Raw genomic sequence first — 18370 nt, forward strand, 5'->3', positions numbered from 1 at the left:
TTCATTTGGATAAAAGCGTATAAAGTCCGAATAATTTCACCTCTAGACCTATCTTATTGAAGGAGATAATCCCAGCTTGCTCCCTTATTAACTAGTAACCGAGAAAAATAAAATCTGTTCGTTAATAATTCAACGATAGTCCTACACCAAATCCCATATCGCTGTCATAATGCGTTCTGAAAGCCATATTTTTTGTAATGACATAATTGAGCCCTGCCATATATTCAAGGTCCGAGTTGACCATAAAATCACCACGTATTCTACGGGAAATCGGGATATCCTCACGCATCATTTGTAATCGGACAATACCGTCATGATATACTTCGGCCTGAAAATTCACCAGCATCGGCAGTGTATACATAAAACCCAGACTCACCGCCTTGCGGCTATCTTTTTTATTGGCCTGACCGAAGATGTTTTTTTCATGTTCGTCTTCGCCCATTCGGCGGTAGCGGTAATCAAAACCTACAAAAGGCATAAACCATTGCATTTTTCCAAAAAACCGTCCTAGGTGCGTTTCCACCTCATAACCATGCATATCGTTGTAACCCAATCGCCATTCCGATCCCAGTTGCCAGCGTGCATTCTGGAACATCGCCTGACCATCATTTCCATTTGTCGCAAAATCATTCTGTGCCATGAAATGCGTCATATTGCTTTCATGTTGCAGTTCCTTATAGGCCTTGGCCTTATCGGGTAAATAGGGATTTTTATAGTCATCCACGGCAAAAACCCGGTTCATTCCGGCCATCATATGATATAAGATATGGCAATGGAAAAACCAGTCTCCTTCTTCATTTGCCAAAAACTCAATGGTATCCGTTTCCATTGGCATGATATCGACCACATTTTTCAGCGGCGCCTTTGCGCCCTTGCCATTTAGCAGCCTAAAGTCAAAGCCATGCAAGTGGATCGGGTGGCGCATCATCGAGTTGTTGTAGATAGTGATCCGTAACACCTCCCCTTTTTTAACCGGGATCTTATCAGTTTCCGAAAGAATCTTATTATCCATGCTCCACACATAGCGGCTCATATTTCCCGTAAGGGTAAACTTGAGGTCCCGCACGGGAGCGCTCTTCGGCAATTCGGTATTACTGGGAGATTCCAGCATCGCATAATTGAGCGTGACGATATCCCCCAGTGCATTCGCGTTGTAACGGTTTGGATCCTCATCCGCCTTCATCTTACCATGATCCATACCACTATGCTTGCCATGATCGTCTTTTTTCTTTCCATCTCCGGTAATTTCCGAATACATGACCACATTCATATCCATCTGATTCAGACTCATATTCATACCCATATCATTGAGATTACCGTCCATCTTCATCATGTCATTCATCATCTTCATCCCTTCAAAATATTTGAGGCGGGGAAGCGGCGAGATCAGCTGTTTGATGCCGCTACCGACAAAATAACTGGCAGATTGCGTCCGATCTTCCGTCGTCGCCATAAATTCGTAGGCTGTTCCCGCATTCGGAATCGTCACCACGACATCATAGGTCTCCGATACGGCGATCATTAGCCTATCCACCTCCACAGGTACCACATCATTCCCGTCATTAGCGACCACGGTAATTTTTCCACCGGCATAGCGCAGCCAAAAATAGGATGAAGCACCCCCATTGGAAATCCGTAAACGCACCTTATCTCCCGCCTTCAATGCCTTGCCATCCACTTCCTTTAGATCCGTGGAATGGGCACCATTCAACAGAATCTTGTCGTAGTACACATCGCTGACATCCATAGCGAGCTGACGCTTCCACTCATTGGTGATTTTCGTTGCAAATTTCCCTTCTTTGATCGCCTCCGCGTAAGATTGGGTCGCGCCTTTTTTAATAGCTGCCCAATCATTTCCCGTATGCAGCATCCGTTGAATATTATCCGGATTATAATTTGTCCATTCGCTTATGATGACCGGAATAGTAGGTAAGTCATCTATCCCTTTGCGAAAAGTCTTGTCATCGGCCCGTTTGTTCAGAATAAGGCTGCCGTACATACCAATCTGTTCCTGCAAACCCGAGTGGGAATGATACCAGTGTGTTCCATGCTGGATGATCGGGAAACGATAAGTATAGGTCGAATTAGGCTTGATCGGCTCTTGGGTCAGATGCGGTACGCCGTCCTCTTTATTTGGCAGAAAAATACCGTGCCAGTGCAGTGAGGTACCCTCTTTTAACTCATTGTGAACAACGATTTCAGCGGTATCCCCCTCGGTAAATGTCAACGTGGGCATAGGAATCTGCCCATTTACGGCAATGGCACGTTTTGCTTTGCCAGCATAATTGACAATGGTATCCCGTACATAAAGGTTATGCCGTACCACCTTTTGGGCAAATACCGCGGCCTGTGTCGCTACGAATAAAACAACTGTTAATACAATATTTCTCTTTTTACTTACTTTCATACGATTACTTGATTAAAACGCCATTGCTTTTAGGTCCCACACCATACTGATAGACCAGTTGCACGCCATGGTGTCCGGTAATAAATAGTGTCATGGACAAACTTATCAACAAAATCATTATTAAATAGTTTGTCCAGTTTAGGGTACTCCGCCGCAGCGTCACAAAACGGACAACTGTATTTATGCCTAAAAACCCGAAGCTGATCCAGTCATAACAGCCATGAACGCCAAAAATTTTAAAAGCAGTATTATTGATTTAAATTTTCAACATACGTCCGATAATTCTCTTCGTTCTCAAAGTAAGAGACCTCACCTTGATCACCTGTTATCGCAATTGCTGCGCTGGCCTTATCTACCTCTTTCTTGGACAGGGGATCAATAGCAACACGAACAGCGGCATCTTTAGGAATTCGTTCCTTACACATTTCACAGCAGCCATAATATACCTTGCCCTCATGTTTGACTAGCAGTTGTTTCTTGGCCATAAAAGCATCGTTGACCATGCACACCTCTTCGGTAGGCACAAGATCCCCCTTTTTGTACTGCTTTGTAGCAGTTGCCACCTGTATTGTTGTATTCTTTTCGGACTCCAGAAGTGCCGCTTTCGATTTACTTTGTGGATTGGTGCATGCCGTCAATATGAGGACAAACACCGCTATAATAGCAACTAAATATTTCATTTGGCCGGTTACTAGTTAAGCGTTTCAATTGTACTTCCACAAGTGATCATCTGCGATCCGTAGAATGGATTTTTAACCGCTTTTTCCTTACTCAACCAGTTTGCACCTTTGCCGTCATTAAACATCGGACAATGTTGATAGTAGATAGGATTCCCGAAAGAACTGACTTTGGCCAGTTCATAGAGCTTCGTGGAAAGCGAGGCAAATGCTACCCGTTGTTTGGTCACATCTTTGCCCTTAGTAATGGCAGCTGCGTCAGTAGCCAGGTTGTTCATCACTTTCATCCATACGGCATGTTCGGTGGGAGAAAGCTTGTTCATATCCACGGCTTTGATCGCCTCCTGCAATAAGGCAGCTTTATTTGCTGCCGCTGATGCATCTGTTTTGACCAGTGCATCTTTTAAAGCAAAATATTGATTGAGCAGATTTGTCAACTGTGTTTCTTTGCCCGCATCCGTTTCCGCCGCTGCTTGATGGGCTGAATGATCAGCTGCCGGCGTGCTCCATTGTCCGTCCTCTGGAATGACTTTCATAGGCTGGCTTTCCACCTTTGGCTTCAAGGTTCTGACGTATTGATCTGCTTTAGGCAACTGTGCATAAACATCATCCGGAGCAAGAAATTTCTCATTATCAAATCCCGCCAGGGCAATACGTTTTAGGATCTCATCTGCATTTGTTTTTGACGCATCATAGGTAATGGTCGCCATATTTGTTTCCCGGTCCCACTCCACTCGGGCGGTCTTTCTAGACTTACCTCCCCCCTCAATGGCCGCTTTCGCCGCCGGCGTGTTTCCAAATACCTTTACGGTTGCTGTTTTCGCATTTTTGATCTGTGCATGTATTGTAATATTGGTCAGTAATACCAGGCTTACCATACCAATTAGTGAAATTGATTTCATAGCTAAATTATATTTTTGAGCTTGTTACGCTTGAATTGTTTTTAAACATCATTTTCAATCCCTGCATATTTGATCTGTGTTTGTACTTTTCAAATGGGGATATTTCACGATAAATAAAATTTGATTAAATGAATACCAATGAAAACTGCCGTTCAAAGCAATTAGTTGTTGACTGGCATCGGATGATGTCAGCCAATGGAAATTTTCATTGAATAACTAAAAGAGACTTTGAATGTAGACAACGATTCAAAAGGACATAGCATGGGCTATTGTCAATTATTAGGCTATTTTGGGCGGTTGCCAGATCGAAAAATAAGCATCCGAACAAAAAGATTGCTTATACAGGGTGTATAGTTTTAAATGATCCGTATCGAAAAGTAAAATCAGATCCGTTTCATAAAAAGGAATAATGGGATTATACTGCGTGGAGGTTCGGCAGGACTTTTCACCGCAATTTTTAGTGCAGTCATCACCGTGATCTTGTGTTGTTGGTGACCCCTCGCTTTTATCCTTACAGCAATCTTTTCCTTCGATATCTTTTATGTCGCCGTTATTCCGCGCGTGATGTGAATCTTGACCTTTGTCAGTATCTTTTATACCTTCACCCTTATCGGCCGCATTTACATATGGTTCTTTTTCCGAGCAACAGGACTTTTTGTCCTCCTGCTTGGTTTTTTCAGGACTCAGATGGCAGGCAAACACCGGGCTCGGAGCTAAAAACAGCCCCAATATACAGATGACCAACAGGATGTTGACTTTTACCCACATAACGGATTAAAATTTATCTTTTTTTACAGCTACCCGATTACAAATGTCAGGTTATATCTTTATTACGGAATAAAGGTCGTAAATTTTTCCAAATCGCTGTTGTACTATTTTTTATTTTATTTGTAAGATTTCATTTCCGGTCTCCGAAATGACCACCTATTTATTTCTCCTGTTCTTTGATCCATTTAAGCATCAGCAGGCAGCCCGGCGCATATACGCCACCGTGGTCAAAGCCCTGCAATTGATACAAAGACGTTTTGGTATGCCCCACCTGTTTTAGTATTGCTGCGAGATGCGCATTTTCTTCATATCTAGCCGGAAGTTCCAATTGTGGGTCACCGGTAATCAATACAGTAGCGGGTGCGTCCTTGCGTGCAAAGGATATCGGCGCATATTGATCCATCTGCGGGATTGCCATTGACTGTCCACGTTCCTTTTTGATCGTATAATGTGTATTCGTCTGACCACTGATCGGTATCAGTCCCTTTATTTTATTTGCGCTGACACCCCGTTTTTGCAGGTAACTACTATCAAGTCCCACCATTAGCGCCAGATATCCCCCCGCTGAGTGCCCCGAAACAAAAATCTTCGCCGGATCACCCCCATAAGATGCAATATGTGAAAAGGCCCAGGCTACAGCTTCAGCTGCATCGTCAATGTAATCCGGGGCTTTCACTTTGGGGCTCAGCCTATAATTGACCGCAACCACCGCCACCCCTTTCTCCTTAAGTTCCAAAGGAATAAATTTATTCCCTTCTTCCAGTCCACCGCCATGAAACCACACAATCGTGGAAAAGTTCTTTCGATCGGTCGGCACATAGAGATCGAGCTTGCAACGTTCTTTTTTATACCCGTCGGTATCAGTAATTTTACAATAGCTAATATTTTCTATGGTACGGTATTTTTGGGCAAAAATTCGATTCGATGAAATGAATAAAAAGAATACAACAAGAAATTTTGAAGACATATTAAATGGGTTTAAGGATTCACATCCATAAAGTTAGCAAAAACCTCTCAGATCCCTCCCTCCTCTGCATAAAATTGTTTGTCCCGTCATACGAAGCAACGGATCAATAGCATCTATACGTTTTTTCGGGGAATATTCAGTATTACCTCGTGGAGGACATAACAAAAGATAGATTTTCCTGTTATTAGTAAGGAAACTGTAATTACTATAAAAAAAATTATTAACGTAATATGGAGCAGATAAAAATACAGACACATATTGCTGCGCGAGTGGAAACCATCTGGAATGCCTACACCTCTGCGGAGGACATTATGGAATGGAACCGAGCATCTGAAGACTGGCATTGCACGGACGCAATTAACGATTTACGCGTGGGAGGAAAATTTAAAAATCGTATGGAAGCAAAGGACGGTTCGATCGGCTTCGATTTTACAGGAACCTATACTGCACTTGAGCCCTTTAAAAAAATCGCCTATGTGATGCCCGATGGTCGTCAGGTAACAATCAATTTTACTACGAAAAAATCTGCTACGGATATCGAGGTTATTTTTGATGCCGAATCTGAAAATCCCATCGAGATGCAACGCCATGGTTGGCAAGCCATTCTCGACAATTTTAAAGCTTACGTAGAGAAAACATACGGCAACACTTCCTATGGACAGACGCATTAAATACATCGGTTATTGGCCATTGCTCCGGCAAGGATCATCCCAACGAATAGACATATAATAACGGACATACTTGGATTGCTAACGACAATGGTTATCTTTAGCCAAAATTTGATGTTCCAGTATATACCCTACGGATCAAATTCCAACGAAAAGCGATAAAGACATAACATATGACAATAATTAACAATTATGAAGAGTACAAAGCCTTTGAAGGAAAGTCATTAGGCGAATCTCAATGGCACACAATCGACCAAAAACAGATCAACCAGTTTGCAGATGCAACATTAGACCACCAATGGATTCACCTCGACAGCGAAAGAGCGAAAACAGAGAGTCCGTTTAAATCAACCATTGCACACGGTTATCTGACATTATCACTTATTCCTTATTTGTGGAAGCAGATTGCCGAAGTACGGAATGTCAAAATGGAAATCAACTACGGTATCGAAAATCTGCGTTTTGCGCAACCTGTGCTGGTCGATAATGAAGTACAATTACATACTCATGTTAAATCTGTTGCCAACCTCAGAGGAGTTATCAAAGTAACTATTGAGGCAACCTTAAAAATTAAAGATAGCGCCAAACCGGCCTATGTGGGGGATGTCATCTTTTTATACCACTTCAATTAAGTCAATCAGAACAACATCCTTTTTAATGGATTTAGACAGGCTATTTGTATGTTAGCTGATTTAGAAATAAAACAGATCACAAATCATAAGGATTATCCTTATGATTTGTTACTTCTAGCAGATGAGACAGTCGCCGCGATCAATAAGTATCTTTTTGATTCCACTGTGTTTGTTGTCGAGGAACAGCAGCAACCCATTGCTGTGTTTTGTTTGTATCCCATCGATAGCAAAACCCTGGAAATCAAAAATATCGCCGTCGCTGTCGCGCACCAAAACAGGGGGCTTGGCAGTAAAATATTACGTCATATCCAACAAACTTATTCTGCACAATATCTAAATCTGATTGTTGGAACGGCCGATTGTGGTCTGGATCAGATCAGATTCTATGAGCGCAATGGTTTTGTTAAATATGGTATCCGTCCGAATTTTTTTATCGAAAATTACGAACAGCCCATCTATGAAAATGGTCAATTGTTAAAAGATATGGTTTTACTGAAATACCAGCCTCAACACTATTAAAGCAGGTTTTCTATTGCTATTCGACACGCACCATATTTCTACAGACAAAAATAAATATAAAGCAATACGGGGACGGCGAGGCTCAACCACAATACCAGTCCCTGCAAGATCGCCTTATAACCTACCGACAGCAACACATCTCTAGACAGACTGGATCCGATCAGAAAGAGTGTCAAGGTAAGTCCGGCTTTAGCAATCTGAACGACATATATTCCCACACCCCGAAAAAATGGAATATAGCTATTCAGGATAATAGCCAATATAAATAACCCGATAAAATAAGGAATCTTGATACGCGTCCCCTTGGTCTTAAAGGCGAGGGCGCTCAGCAACGAAATTGGAATTATCCATAATGCCCGTGTTAATTTAACGGTAGTCGCCACCTGCAGCGCCTCGATGCCATACTTACTTGCCGCACCGATCACGGAACTCGTATCCTGTATCGCAACCGCGCACCAAAGTCCAAATTGTGTCTGCGAGAGATCCAGGACAGTACCGATGACCGGAAATACAAATAGGGCAACAGCATTTAAGATAAAGATGGTTCCCAACGCTACACTGATCTGCTTTTCATTCGCCTTCACTGTGGGTGAAACCGCAGCAATGGCACTCCCGCCGCAAATAGCTGTTCCTACGGTGATGAGATAAGCGGTCATTTTTTCTAGTCTTAACAATTTAGCCAATGCATAACCCAGCAACAATGTCCCGATAATAGAAATAACAGTTAGCAAAAAACCGTCTTTACCCGTCTGAATAGCACTATCAATATGCATACCAAAGCCCAAGCCGACAACGGAGAACTGTAACAACATCTGCGTGACTCTATGATTAACAGCCAAAAAGGGATGTCCGATCCATTGGGCAACAATAATACCTAGCAGCAGCGCCAAAGGAGCAGATATGATCGGTGTCAGACATAGGATAAGCAAGAGGGTGAAGATGATTTCCCGGATGGAGATCTTTTTATTGAGCATATGCTTGTATCGCATCGTAAAGTTTATCTTTTTATACATGGTAACTTTCTTTGATCTTGCACAAAATTGAATAACTTTTGCTCATGAATAAAACTATAAAAACTAATGAGTCATAACTAAAAATTATATAAATAGAATATATGGAAGAATCAGCCTTTAAATATGATTATATGAGGGCCGGATTAATTGCGTTAATGGATGGTCGTCCAGAGCCGTATTGCACTATGTTTGCTCAACCGGAAAGATAATAGGTATAAGCTAGGCATAAAGAATAAAAATAAACCCTTATATTTCAGTAGGATTCAAAAAAACAGTAAATAAACAATGAGACTAAATACGATACACCCCAAACTACCGATGCGCGACAAAGCTGTCACAATTGATTTTTACGTAGGCCAGCTAGGGTTCATGCCTTGCGGCACTGAAGATTATGAAGGCTATCTGATGATCAAAAAAGATCAGATCGAGATTCATTTTTTTGAATTCAGGGAATTGCCTCCCGAAGAAAATTATGGCATGATCTATATCCGCACCGATGATATTGATGCACTCTATCAATCTTTTTTAGCACGCAACATTGCCATCCATCCGAATGGCAAACTGGAGACAAAACCTTGGGGTCAGCGTGAATTTTCCATATTGGATCCAGATCATAATTTGCTAACGTTCGGACAGGGTGATTAGCGTTAAACGTCTGACCTAAAAAGCATAATACTGATACTAAAGCAGTTGCTGTATCGGACACAGGCAGACTGAGCAGATGACACTTTATTGAAGCTATGCTGTCCAATGGAAAACTACACGACAAATAAAGGGGAAATATCCGTTGAGACGATTAGATACGACAAGAAAGAATAAAAAAAGATGCCTGTCATTATTACACGAAAACGGAGTATAACGATGACAGGCGCAATAATTTATACACGAGTTTGCTGCGCCACAATGGACTAACCGAACAAGTCTGAACTCAAGTAGCGGTCTCCTCGATCACATGCAATAAAAACAATGACACCTTCTTCAATTTCATCGGCAATTTTCAGGGCGCCGGCAAATGCTCCGCCTGTACTCATGCCTGCAAAAACCCCTTCCCGTTTCACCAGTTCACGCGCCAGTTCGGTTGCTTCCTGTTGTGAAATATCAATGACACGATCCACGCGGCTCGGATCAAATATTTTCGGTAGGTAAGCTTCTGGCCAGCGTCTGATTCCGGGGATGGAGGACTCGGGGGTAGGCTGACAACCGACAATCTGTATCGCCGGATTTTTTTCTTTGAGGTAAATGGAATTTCCCATAATCGTTCCGGTTGTTCCCATTGCACTGACGAAATGGGTGATTTTCCCATCTGTGTCACGCCAGATTTCAGGTCCTGTCGTTTTGATATGCGCTTTGTAATTATCAGGATTGGCAAATTGATTTAAAATAAAATAACCTTCATTTGCTGCTTTTGCCTCGGCGTAATCGCGGCATATCTCCATTGATTCCAGAAGCGTAACCTTGGCACCGAAAGCTTCCATGGTCAACGTACGCTCACGGGTGGAGGACGCAGGCATGACCAATTCAAGATTCAAACCATATATCCCGGCAATCATGGCCAAGGCAATCCCCGTATTCCCACTGGTTGCCTCAATAAGCTTACTTTCTTTCGAAATCTCACCACGCTCCATGGCCGAACGGATCATATTTAAAGCTGCACGGTCCTTGACAGAGCCAGCAGGGTTATTCCCTTCCATCTTTGCAAAGATCCGTACTTTTGGATTTGTATGAAATTGGGTGATCTCCACCAATGGTGTGTTTCCGATGGTATCTATAATATTTCCCATAATGTATCTATATGATTGGTTTTGAATCAATAAATTTTGCGGTCGCCTGATGATATACGGTCGTATATGGCTCCACTGAACTTGTCAGCCAAACATTACCTCCGATGACCGAATGATGACCTATACGTGTTTCACCACCCAAAATAGTTGCTCCTGAGTAAATAATAACGTGGTCTTCGATCGTCGGATGACGTTTAACATTTGACAACACCTTATCCACACTCAAAGCGCCCAGCGTTACCCCCTGATAGAGTTTAACGTAGTTTCCGATTGTACAGGTTTCCCCGATCACCAGCCCGGTTCCATGATCTATGTGGAGATGATGACCGATAGTCGCTCCCGGATGAATATCAATTCCTGTCTTGGAATGCGCATGCTCTGTCAATATCCGTGGGATCAGAGGGACCCCCAGACGATGTAACTCATTTGCCATCCGGAAAATACAGATCGCAAAAAAACCGGGATAAGTGCGTACGACCTCGCGCTTGTTCTGTGCCGCCGGATCCCCATCCATCAATGCATCAGCATCCTGGCACATGAGTTCATACAACGCTGGAATACGTTCAAAAAACTGATGAGCTACTTGCGCATGATTGCAATGACCACAGGCTTTTGATTTACTTAGGAGCTGTTCCAGCTCCAGTTCAAATTGTCCAAAAGCAAGCTTTACATCGTCCACCGATTTCATCTCGCCCGAATTTCGCTCTGGAAAAAGCACATCCAGAATTTTGGTAGCCCAGCCGCAGATCTTCTTATTGGAAGGCATTTCTAAAACAGCTAATTGCTGTTCGTAGATATGTTGATAAAAATCATGCATCTTCAAAAGTAAATATTAAAACAATCTTAGCTCAAGTTTCTATCGTATAGAATTCTGGAGAAACATACAAATTTAATGTTCCTCTTTGATCTGCAAGAGCTTTATTCTTAAACAAAGATACTATACAATATTGATAGATTAAGCCTTATTACCACTTAACTATGTGATTAAATCAATTTTATTTGAATTTTAGGACAACTAAAGATTTCTCATTGCTGTATCATCAACGTCATTTCTTCATCTCATTAGTGCAAGTCCCAATTTCGAAACCTGTTTATGCCTCTTAAAGTACTAAGCGCTCAAACAGGTTTTGTAATGTTGCTTCGGGATCTTCACATAGTCCGGGATGCGAAGCTGAGCATTGGATGACCGTACTCCGTTTGGCAGTAAGCCAACGAAAACGCTCAGTGATATCCAGGGCAGCCAGCTTTCCGGCATCTTTATCTCCATTGCATATTCGTTGAAAGGAAGACAAATGGTTTTCAATAAGTTCCAGTTCAATTTTTGGACAGAGTGCCCTTACCTTCTGCTCATCTATGGCGTAAACCATCTTGGCAAAACGATATTTACGGCAATAGAGCGCAATACCGACATTGATAAATTCCTCACGCTCTACACGTGGTACCAATCGTACCACAGCATATTCATATAAGGTTTTTTCTGGCATCTTCTATCTGTTTTACAAAAATTGACGAATTCGCCACACGTTGTTTTAGGAAGGAAACATACACTTCTCTGGCATCTGCCGCAGACAGTTCGCGTTCGGAATCTGCTAACCATTCGTCCGGAACAACAGCCAATACTTTACGAAAAACATCTTCCGTAAAAATAGAACTGAATTCAGCATCTATTTTTTCGACAATACTCGCATTTTTTAACAACACATGGTCTTTCATCTGTACAAAGGGTTTGACCGATTGCTCTTCCCAATTGTCCCAGCTGTGGTGAAAATACAAGGATGCCCCGTGGTCGATCAGCCATAATTCTTTATGCCAGATCAGCATATTGGTGTTCCGTACCGTACGGTCCACATTCATCAGTAAAGCATCAAGCCACACAATTTTTGAAGCCTCTTCTGCGCCGATCACGTCAACATTGGCATCAAAAGTAATCGCCCCACTCAAAAAATGAAGCCCGAGATTTTTCCCCACACTAAATTTGAGCAGATCCTGTATTTCCTCATCCGGTTCCGAGCGCCCGAAAGATTCATCAAGATGTGCAAAGACAATTTCGGGAACTCTTAATTTTAAAAGCCTGGCCAACTCTCCACCGATAAGTTCAGCAATGAGTGCCTTACGGCCCTGTCCTGCTCCTCTAAATTTAATGACATAACTAAAGCCATCGTCTGCATCGACCAGCGCAGGCAAAGATCCACCTTCCCGAAATGGTTGAACATATCGGATAATCTCTACCTCGCGAATGATAGGTTGTTGAAAATTCATGAATTTCTTTTTTCTTTCTGTTCAAAGTTGACCGTCTACGCCGGACATGATATCAAACTAAGATAAAGTTAACTTTATTTATAAGTTTGTTCGTCATACCCTGTACAAATTTATTGTTATCCCGCAACCGTCGAACCTTTTATTCGTGGAAATATCTCAAATATTTATTTATTTTTTAGCAAAATAGCACAAATTGTACATTCATTTGACCATTAGAAGTACTATTTTCTAATTATATTTGTCATATAATCTCGACTTGTCTCATCAAGTTCTTTTCAAAAACGATATGGATACTATTCAAGAATATAACAGTGTGATCAAGCACTGCCAAGATTTATTTATTAAAAAAACAAAAGATTATGGTACGGCATGGCGGATTATGCGCCTATCCTCCATCACCGACCAGATTTATATTAAGGCACAACGTATTCGTACCCTCGAAGTCAAAAAAGTATCTAAAGTTGGTGAAGGTGTCGTGGATGAATATATCGGCATCATTAATTATTGCATCATGGCCATGATCCAAATTGATCTTGGTGAAGATGGAGAGGAAAACCTCGACCCTGCCTTTGTCAATCAAAAATACACCGAAAAGGTAACCGAAACAAGGGACCTCATGCTAGCCAAAAATCATGATTACGGTGAGGCATGGCGTGATATGCGCGTTTCTTCGATGACAGATCTGATCTTAATGAAAATCCACCGCGTCAAACAGATCGAAGATAATGACGGACAGACCATCGTTTCAGAAGGCATTCATGCCAATTATCAGGATATGCTCAACTACGCAGTTTTTGCGTTAATTAAGTTAGGACTCGCACAACAATAATCGGATGATGACAGCACAACAAACAACAAAAACAAATTACCTTTTAGGTTTTTGCCGCATTTTCACTGGACTTCTTTTTATTTTCTCCGGATTTATCAAAGCCAACGACCCTACCGGCTTTGGCTATAAATTGCAGGAATATTTCGAAGTGTTCCACCTGACTGCTTTCAATGAATATGCTACGGCCATGGCCGTGGTGATCTGTGGCTTCGAAATTCTTTTGGGGGCCTTATTGTTGTTTGGTGTCTACGCCAATCTGGTGGCTTGGGGCTTACTGCTGTTGATCCTATTTTTCACCTTTCTGACATTCTATTCCGCATTTTTCGAAGTCGTTACTTCCTGCGGTTGTTTTGGCGATGCCATTCCACTGACCCCTTGGCAATCTTTTTCCAAAGATCTGGTGTTATTGGCCTTGATCCTGATCATCTTTTTTAATCGCAAACAGATCCGGTCCATTATTAAAGGCTCCGGCAATCAATTTGTCGTCACATTGATTACCGCCATTATTTCATTGGGAATTGGTATCTATACGGTAAGTTATCTCCCTTTTATTGATTTCTTACCTTATAAAATCGGCAATAATTTACCGTCCCTGATGGTCCTTCCCGAAGGGAAACAAGGCGATGTTTTTGAGCAGCTCTATACCATGAAAAACAAGAAGACCGGCGAGACCAAGAAAGTGAATGACAAAGTGTATATGGCAGATAAACTCTGGGAGGATGAGTCTTGGGAGATCATCGGCGAACCCGAAAGTAAACTTGTCAAAAAAGGATATGACATCCCTATTCCCGACCTCTTGATTACTGATGCAGACGGTGCCGATCATACACAGGAGATCATCGCCAACCCTTATTATAACATTATCATCGTCGCCAAGGACCTTTCATCGACCAATATAGATGCCATCCAAAAAATCAATCAGACGGTGACACAGATGACCAAAGATTACAATGGTCTTCGTGTTGTCCTGCTGACGGCCTCTGCTTCCAAAGATGCACAATACCTGAGTGACAAGATGCAATTGATTGCAGAAATCTATTATGCGGATTTAATTCCATTGAAAAGTATGGTCCGGGCCAATCCGGGTGTGCTCCTATTAAAGGGGGGGGATGTAATGGGCAAATGGCATTACAATAATTTCCCGGATGCAAAGACGATTGAAGATAATTTTTTAAGTAAGGACAAATAATACAATATGCCTAAACCTATATTTTTGATTGGCTATATGGGCAGCGGAAAGACCACTCTGGGAAAAAAGCTGGCCAGCAAATTAGATTTACCTTTTATCGATACCGACGAGGAGATTGTGAAACAGATCGGCATGAGCATTACTGAATATTTCGGCCAACATGGTGAAGAAGAATTCCGAAAACTGGAGCGCGAACAGTTGCGTAAATTTGCGGACAGCTACGCCGTCATCTCCACAGGGGGCGGTGCCCCTTGTTTTTTTGACAACATGGATTGGATCAAAGCCAATGGCTATGCGGTCTATCTACAAATGAGCCCAAAAGCTTTATTTGACCGCCTGTCGCAGTCAAAATTACATAAAAGACCTATTCTGATCGGAAAATCCCCGGAAGAACTCCGGGCTTTTATTGAAGAGAAATTAACGGAACGCGAGCCTTACTATACCCGGGCTCATCTAACAATAGATCAGCTCAATACCACGGTAGAAACGTTAGTTGCCCTGATCAATCAGCATAATTTATAATCGCACAATAGTTAATAATGAAAATACGCCTGTATTGCTTCGTTTTATTCCTGACCTGTGTAGCGGTTTGCAGCTGTTTTCGCCATAGCGGTGATACAGATGGCTTACCTGTAGGCAAGCGCATTCAGCTGGCAACAGTAGAGGATCTTTATCAGTTTCTGACCTATGATGACAACCGCTATCCGTTGGTCAGTCTGCACCGTGGCGGGCCTACCTCTGGCTATCCGGAAAATGCTTTGGAAACCTTTGCATACAATGCCAGTCTGCAGCCTGTTATTGTGGAGTGCGATGTCAGATTAAGCAAAGATTCGGCACTGGTACTCATGCATGACAATACCCTAAACCGCACGACAACAGGGCGGGGATCTGTTAGTGAACGTACATTGGCCGAGCTCAAAAAACTGCGTCTGGTAGACAACGACAAGAAAATAACACCTTACAAAATCCCGACACTTGATGAAGCTCTCGCCTGGGGAAAAGGTAAGGTTATTTTCACGCTGGATATTAAAAATGAGGTACCTTACGAATCCGTAATCAATGTCATTCGTAAACAGCGTGCCGAATCCAGTGTTGTTATCATTACTTATAGTGCCGGTCAGGCCGGAAAAGTACACAATCTTGCCGGGGATCTGATGATATCTGCCTCAGTGAAGAATCTAGCGGATATCGCCCGTCTCAACGAAAAAGATATTCCAGACAATAAGTTACTGGCCTTCGTCGGTACACGGGAAGCTGATCCGCAGCTGACCAAAGTACTGCATGATCATGGGATCATGTGTATTCTGGGCACGCAGGGGAATCTCGACAGACAAGCTGCAAAGAAAGGATTTCAGCTGTATGCCAGCTTTATAGAACGTGGCGCAGATATACTGAGTACTAATCGTCCGATCGAGGCAGGTAGAGCGTTAAATTTTTATATCAAAAAAAGGGGGATAAGTTCTAAATTTGTGCAGTAAATTACTACTCGTGTCAAACTGAACCATTCCTAATAAAAAAACACCGCTCAATCCCCGAAGCTTAATATAATTGTTAAAAATAATAAGCGCTAACCACTGGTATTTTTTAAATATATACAACACGAAAAATGAGTTTACCAAACATCGCGATTAGATGCATTTAGGCTATCTCGGATATAGTTTAGTACTTCGTCGTTTTCATCCGACTGTTTTAAACGCTTCCTAAGGTTTACCAACCAATCCTCCAGTGCATCGGCTACTGATTCGCCGTTTCCAAAAATTCCCCGATGTGGATCTGGCCCCAATAAGCACCAATACGATGTTTCCTCTCTGAAAACCACGGGGCGCAATTCCCTGATTTCTACGGGTAGTTCCTCCGCATCAAAATCTATCGGAACGATCTTTTCCGATGCTATTTTCATTTGTTCCATATTTCCTTACAGTTTTTTAAGCTCTTCTTCAGGCCATGTGACCAATTCTTTTAGCAAGTAAGTCTTTGGCTCAGCTTCGTCATCAAATTGTTCCAAAAACTCGGGCAGGTCGCCTTCAACTTTTAAAAGCTTCCCTTCTTGCAGCACGTCATAGCCCTCCGCAAGCCATTGCTCTATTTTTTTCCTATTGATTTGAATATGTTCCATCTTAAAAATATTTGATTTTTTACTGCCATGCACCTATTTTTAAATAGGTTAAACCGCCATGTATGTATAAGATAAACAACGCTCCCGCAGATATCGTTTCGGCAATTTGAGTTTGAATCCATAAGCATTAGATTTCTATATAAATACCGAGCTAAGAAATCATCATCATCAAGGCCCAAGATGAAGTAAAAAAAATAATACACTTAAAATAAAAAAGTTAACAAATAAAAGTAGCCAAAAAACTACAAATAATCATTATTGGCAGAGTATTTGTTTAAACAGCGAAAGTTTTCAATTCGAAAACTTAACGCTAACATTTTTTAAAATATCATGAAGAAAGTACTTCTACCTTTTCTGACACTTTTTGCACTTGTATTTGCCGTTAACCAACAGGCAAACGCACAAACTCCTTACCGTACAGCTCTTGGCCTTGGCATTGACGTCGGTGATGGCCCAACATTATACGGCCCACAGATCAAACACAATTTTGGCGGCAATGATGCCGGAAATGCACAGGTATTATTTGGCGACAACATCACGGTTGTCGGAGTAGATTATTCCTACAACCAACGTATCGCTGGAACACGTGGTTTGTCGTGGTATGTCGGTGTAGGACCACAAGTGTCTTTTGTTGACTATGGCAAATGGCACGGCTACTGGGACGATGACTACCACTGGAAAGATGGTGATACCAAAACTTTTTTTGCTATCCGTCCAGCATTGGGCCTGGAGTTCAGAATTCCTTCAGCACCATTGGCAATGCATTTTGACTGGAAACCATGGTGGAACTTATCACATGGTTCTAACTTTGAACCATCCCGTTTCTCATTAGGTTTCAAATTTGTATTGAAATAAAAAAAATATATCCGGAAACACAAAATCCTGCTGAAGATATTTCCCAGCAGGATTTTTGTTTTACTATTCTCGCGTCTCAATACCGCATTCTTCCTATAGTATTTTGTCTTCTCTGTATTATTTTAAATATCAGAACTTCCCGTACTGGTTCCACGTACCCTTGATCCTCGGTCCTCTAAATTGGCCATATGGCTATATCGGGCTCTTTATAAACAGTTTAATCTTACAGAATTATTCGTCGAAAGCCCAGCAGGTGCTTTACTTTCCTCGTCCATTTGAAATAATAACACAACAAGACATATCTTTTATAGCCTTTGTTTTTTCAGATAGTCAGTAGCCCATTGTATATACACTGGAATTGCTTCTTTTACAGCCTTACGAAGCTGGTCGAAAGTAATGATCTCTGGGATTCTCAAATAACTCCTGTTCAGCCGCCTTATCTTGATCAGCTTTCTCAAAAAAAAGTCCGGAATGACCATCCTTCAATTTACTTAAGATTTTTTTAAAATGAGGTTCCAATGAATTAATATCCGATATTGTCCTTGTCTCTTCAATAAAAACTGGCCGGATAGAATCCCATTTGATCAACGATCCACGATAAGCATGCCGCTCGACAGTATCTAAAAATGCATTGGCAAGCTGGTTCACCGATGAGTTCTGGGCATAGGACGGCACAACGAAACTGGTTAAAATCAGTAAAAAAAATAGTATTTTCTTTTGCATCTTGCTATTAATAATTGCTCTACTGAGGTAGCACCAAATTAGTATAAAAATATTTCTCTAAGCGT

General features: G+C 41.8%; 22 protein-coding genes. 9 read left to right on the plus strand and 13 right to left on the minus strand.

What is annotated here, in order from left to right; genetic code table 11:
• Positions 1-121: 121 nt before the first annotated feature.
• The 5 genes from G6053_RS24400 to G6053_RS24420 form a co-directional block, all read right to left on the minus strand.
• The gene (locus tag G6053_RS24400; RefSeq protein WP_108636451.1) at positions 122-2407 is read right to left on the minus strand and encodes a multicopper oxidase domain-containing protein; all 2286 of its coding nucleotides are present in this window, start codon (positions 2405-2407) and stop codon (positions 122-124) included.
• A gap of 248 nt (positions 2408-2655) precedes the next feature.
• A complete protein-coding gene (locus G6053_RS24405; protein ID WP_108636450.1) occupies positions 2656-3087 on the minus strand; it encodes a TRASH domain-containing protein in 432 nt (143 codons plus the stop codon).
• Positions 3088-3098: 11 nt separating this feature from the next.
• Positions 3099-3986 carry a DUF3347 domain-containing protein gene (locus G6053_RS24410; protein ID WP_108636449.1) on the minus strand — a complete coding sequence of 296 codons (888 nt, stop codon included), beginning with the start codon at positions 3984-3986 and terminating at the stop codon, positions 3099-3101.
• 279 nt (positions 3987-4265) lie between these two features.
• Complete coding sequence (locus G6053_RS24415) at positions 4266-4754, minus strand: hypothetical protein (RefSeq protein ID WP_165308841.1); 489 nt, start codon at positions 4752-4754, stop codon at positions 4266-4268.
• Positions 4755-4914: 160 nt separating this feature from the next.
• Positions 4915-5721 carry an alpha/beta hydrolase gene (locus tag G6053_RS24420; protein WP_108636447.1) on the minus strand — a complete coding sequence of 269 codons (807 nt, stop codon included), beginning with the start codon at positions 5719-5721 and terminating at the stop codon, positions 4915-4917.
• A 230-nt stretch (positions 5722-5951) separates the two neighbouring features.
• Here G6053_RS24420 and G6053_RS24425 point away from each other — a divergent pair, with 230 nt between their 5' ends.
• The 3 genes from G6053_RS24425 (at position 5952) to G6053_RS24435 (ending at position 7540) form a co-directional block, all read left to right on the plus strand.
• Positions 5952-6392, plus strand: a complete 441-nt coding sequence (locus tag G6053_RS24425; protein WP_108636446.1) for an SRPBCC domain-containing protein — start codon at positions 5952-5954, stop codon at positions 6390-6392.
• 170 nt (positions 6393-6562) lie between these two features.
• Entirely contained in the window at positions 6563-7021 is a 459-nt protein-coding gene (locus G6053_RS24430; RefSeq protein ID WP_108636445.1) for a MaoC family dehydratase, read from the plus strand.
• A 48-nt stretch (positions 7022-7069) separates the two neighbouring features.
• Positions 7070-7540 carry a GNAT family N-acetyltransferase gene (locus G6053_RS24435; protein ID WP_108636444.1) on the plus strand — a complete coding sequence of 157 codons (471 nt, stop codon included), beginning with the start codon at positions 7070-7072 and terminating at the stop codon, positions 7538-7540.
• A 38-nt stretch (positions 7541-7578) separates the two neighbouring features.
• On the opposite strand, the gene G6053_RS24440 is transcribed toward G6053_RS24435, so the two are convergent.
• Positions 7579-8553, minus strand: coding sequence for a putative sulfate exporter family transporter (locus G6053_RS24440; protein ID WP_181390676.1), 975 nt, complete (start codon positions 8551-8553; stop codon positions 7579-7581).
• A gap of 285 nt (positions 8554-8838) precedes the next feature.
• Here G6053_RS24440 and G6053_RS24445 point away from each other — a divergent pair, with 285 nt between their 5' ends.
• Positions 8839-9198 (plus strand): VOC family protein, encoded by a 360-nt coding sequence (locus tag G6053_RS24445; protein ID WP_108636443.1) that lies wholly within the window; start codon positions 8839-8841, stop codon positions 9196-9198.
• Positions 9199-9461: 263 nt separating this feature from the next.
• On the opposite strand, the gene cysM is transcribed toward G6053_RS24445, so the two are convergent.
• The 4 genes from cysM to G6053_RS24465 all read right to left on the minus strand — a co-directional run bounded on the left by cysM (position 9462) and on the right by G6053_RS24465 (position 12593).
• Complete coding sequence (gene cysM / locus G6053_RS24450) at positions 9462-10334, minus strand: cysteine synthase CysM (RefSeq protein ID WP_108636442.1); 873 nt, start codon at positions 10332-10334, stop codon at positions 9462-9464.
• Between the two features lie 7 nt (positions 10335-10341).
• Positions 10342-11151: a serine O-acetyltransferase gene (locus tag G6053_RS24455; protein WP_108636441.1), complete on the minus strand. Its 810-nt coding sequence runs from the start codon at positions 11149-11151 to the stop codon at positions 10342-10344.
• Positions 11152-11434: 283 nt separating this feature from the next.
• On the minus strand, positions 11435-11818 hold the full coding sequence (locus G6053_RS24460) for a DUF3037 domain-containing protein (RefSeq protein WP_108636440.1): 384 nt from the start codon (positions 11816-11818) through the stop codon (positions 11435-11437).
• Positions 11796-12593: a HipA family kinase gene (locus G6053_RS24465; RefSeq protein WP_108636439.1), complete on the minus strand. Its 798-nt coding sequence runs from the start codon at positions 12591-12593 to the stop codon at positions 11796-11798. The genes G6053_RS24460 and G6053_RS24465 overlap by 23 nt, the downstream gene beginning before the upstream one ends.
• 286 nt (positions 12594-12879) lie before the next feature.
• Here G6053_RS24465 and G6053_RS24470 point away from each other — a divergent pair, with 286 nt between their 5' ends.
• The 4 genes from G6053_RS24470 to G6053_RS24485 are packed head-to-tail and all read left to right on the plus strand — an operon-like array spanning position 12880 to position 16089.
• Positions 12880-13422 carry a DUF1599 domain-containing protein gene (locus tag G6053_RS24470; protein WP_077438693.1) on the plus strand — a complete coding sequence of 181 codons (543 nt, stop codon included), beginning with the start codon at positions 12880-12882 and terminating at the stop codon, positions 13420-13422.
• A 4-nt stretch (positions 13423-13426) separates the two neighbouring features.
• A complete protein-coding gene (locus G6053_RS24475; RefSeq protein ID WP_313533206.1) occupies positions 13427-14611 on the plus strand; it encodes a BT_3928 family protein in 1185 nt (394 codons plus the stop codon).
• 6 nt (positions 14612-14617) lie between these two features.
• Positions 14618-15133, plus strand: a complete 516-nt coding sequence (locus tag G6053_RS24480; RefSeq protein WP_108636438.1) for a shikimate kinase — start codon at positions 14618-14620, stop codon at positions 15131-15133.
• A gap of 17 nt (positions 15134-15150) precedes the next feature.
• A complete protein-coding gene (locus G6053_RS24485) occupies positions 15151-16089 on the plus strand; it encodes a glycerophosphodiester phosphodiesterase family protein (RefSeq protein WP_108636437.1) in 939 nt (312 codons plus the stop codon).
• 134 nt (positions 16090-16223) lie between these two features.
• Here the strand turns inward: G6053_RS24485 and G6053_RS24490 are convergent, their stop codons facing one another.
• Both G6053_RS24490 and G6053_RS24495 read right to left on the minus strand, forming a co-directional pair.
• Positions 16224-16520 carry a hypothetical protein gene (locus G6053_RS24490; protein WP_108636436.1) on the minus strand — a complete coding sequence of 99 codons (297 nt, stop codon included), beginning with the start codon at positions 16518-16520 and terminating at the stop codon, positions 16224-16226.
• A 6-nt stretch (positions 16521-16526) separates the two neighbouring features.
• Positions 16527-16727, minus strand: coding sequence for a hypothetical protein (locus tag G6053_RS24495; protein ID WP_108636435.1), 201 nt, complete (start codon positions 16725-16727; stop codon positions 16527-16529).
• 330 nt (positions 16728-17057) lie between these two features.
• On the opposite strand from G6053_RS24495, the gene G6053_RS24500 reads away from it, so the two are divergent.
• The gene (locus tag G6053_RS24500; RefSeq protein WP_165308842.1) at positions 17058-17582 is read left to right on the plus strand and encodes a hypothetical protein; all 525 of its coding nucleotides are present in this window, start codon (positions 17058-17060) and stop codon (positions 17580-17582) included.
• A gap of 375 nt (positions 17583-17957) precedes the next feature.
• Here the strand turns inward: G6053_RS24500 and G6053_RS24505 are convergent, their stop codons facing one another.
• On the minus strand, positions 17958-18305 hold the full coding sequence (locus G6053_RS24505) for a hypothetical protein (protein ID WP_108636433.1): 348 nt from the start codon (positions 18303-18305) through the stop codon (positions 17958-17960).
• Positions 18306-18370: the final 65 nt, after the last annotated feature.

Origin of the sequence: Sphingobacterium sp. DR205, from assembly GCF_011064245.1 — a bacterium.
Lineage (GTDB): Bacteria > Bacteroidota > Bacteroidia > Sphingobacteriales > Sphingobacteriaceae > Sphingobacterium > Sphingobacterium athyrii.

What these genes read in the sequence shown, in the direction of transcription:
- G6053_RS24400 (WP_108636451.1), bottom strand. Translation starts at nt 2,407, where the DNA reads ATGAAAGTAAGTAAAAAGAGAAATATTGTATTAACAGTTGTTTTATTC.
- G6053_RS24405 (WP_108636450.1), bottom strand. Translation starts at nt 3,087, where the DNA reads ATGAAATATTTAGTTGCTATTATAGCGGTGTTTGTCCTCATATTGACG.
- G6053_RS24410 (WP_108636449.1), bottom strand. Translation starts at nt 3,986, where the DNA reads ATGAAATCAATTTCACTAATTGGTATGGTAAGCCTGGTATTACTGACC.
- G6053_RS24415 (WP_165308841.1), bottom strand. Translation starts at nt 4,754, where the DNA reads ATGTGGGTAAAAGTCAACATCCTGTTGGTCATCTGTATATTGGGGCTG.
- G6053_RS24420 (WP_108636447.1), bottom strand. Translation starts at nt 5,721, where the DNA reads ATGTCTTCAAAATTTCTTGTTGTATTCTTTTTATTCATTTCATCGAAT.
- G6053_RS24425 (WP_108636446.1), top strand. Translation starts at nt 5,952, where the DNA reads ATGGAGCAGATAAAAATACAGACACATATTGCTGCGCGAGTGGAAACC.
- G6053_RS24430 (WP_108636445.1), top strand. Translation starts at nt 6,563, where the DNA reads ATGACAATAATTAACAATTATGAAGAGTACAAAGCCTTTGAAGGAAAG.
- G6053_RS24435 (WP_108636444.1), top strand. Translation starts at nt 7,070, where the DNA reads ATGTTAGCTGATTTAGAAATAAAACAGATCACAAATCATAAGGATTAT.
- G6053_RS24440 (WP_181390676.1), bottom strand. Translation starts at nt 8,553, where the DNA reads ATGTATAAAAAGATAAACTTTACGATGCGATACAAGCATATGCTCAAT.
- G6053_RS24445 (WP_108636443.1), top strand. Translation starts at nt 8,839, where the DNA reads ATGAGACTAAATACGATACACCCCAAACTACCGATGCGCGACAAAGCT.
- cysM (WP_108636442.1), bottom strand. Translation starts at nt 10,334, where the DNA reads ATGGGAAATATTATAGATACCATCGGAAACACACCATTGGTGGAGATC.
- G6053_RS24455 (WP_108636441.1), bottom strand. Translation starts at nt 11,151, where the DNA reads ATGCATGATTTTTATCAACATATCTACGAACAGCAATTAGCTGTTTTA.
- G6053_RS24460 (WP_108636440.1), bottom strand. Translation starts at nt 11,818, where the DNA reads ATGCCAGAAAAAACCTTATATGAATATGCTGTGGTACGATTGGTACCA.
- G6053_RS24465 (WP_108636439.1), bottom strand. Translation starts at nt 12,593, where the DNA reads ATGAATTTTCAACAACCTATCATTCGCGAGGTAGAGATTATCCGATAT.
- G6053_RS24470 (WP_077438693.1), top strand. Translation starts at nt 12,880, where the DNA reads ATGGATACTATTCAAGAATATAACAGTGTGATCAAGCACTGCCAAGAT.
- G6053_RS24475 (WP_313533206.1), top strand. Translation starts at nt 13,427, where the DNA reads ATGATGACAGCACAACAAACAACAAAAACAAATTACCTTTTAGGTTTT.
- G6053_RS24480 (WP_108636438.1), top strand. Translation starts at nt 14,618, where the DNA reads ATGCCTAAACCTATATTTTTGATTGGCTATATGGGCAGCGGAAAGACC.
- G6053_RS24485 (WP_108636437.1), top strand. Translation starts at nt 15,151, where the DNA reads ATGAAAATACGCCTGTATTGCTTCGTTTTATTCCTGACCTGTGTAGCG.
- G6053_RS24490 (WP_108636436.1), bottom strand. Translation starts at nt 16,520, where the DNA reads ATGGAACAAATGAAAATAGCATCGGAAAAGATCGTTCCGATAGATTTT.
- G6053_RS24495 (WP_108636435.1), bottom strand. Translation starts at nt 16,727, where the DNA reads ATGGAACATATTCAAATCAATAGGAAAAAAATAGAGCAATGGCTTGCG.
- G6053_RS24500 (WP_165308842.1), top strand. Translation starts at nt 17,058, where the DNA reads ATGAAGAAAGTACTTCTACCTTTTCTGACACTTTTTGCACTTGTATTT.
- G6053_RS24505 (WP_108636433.1), bottom strand. Translation starts at nt 18,305, where the DNA reads ATGCAAAAGAAAATACTATTTTTTTTACTGATTTTAACCAGTTTCGTT.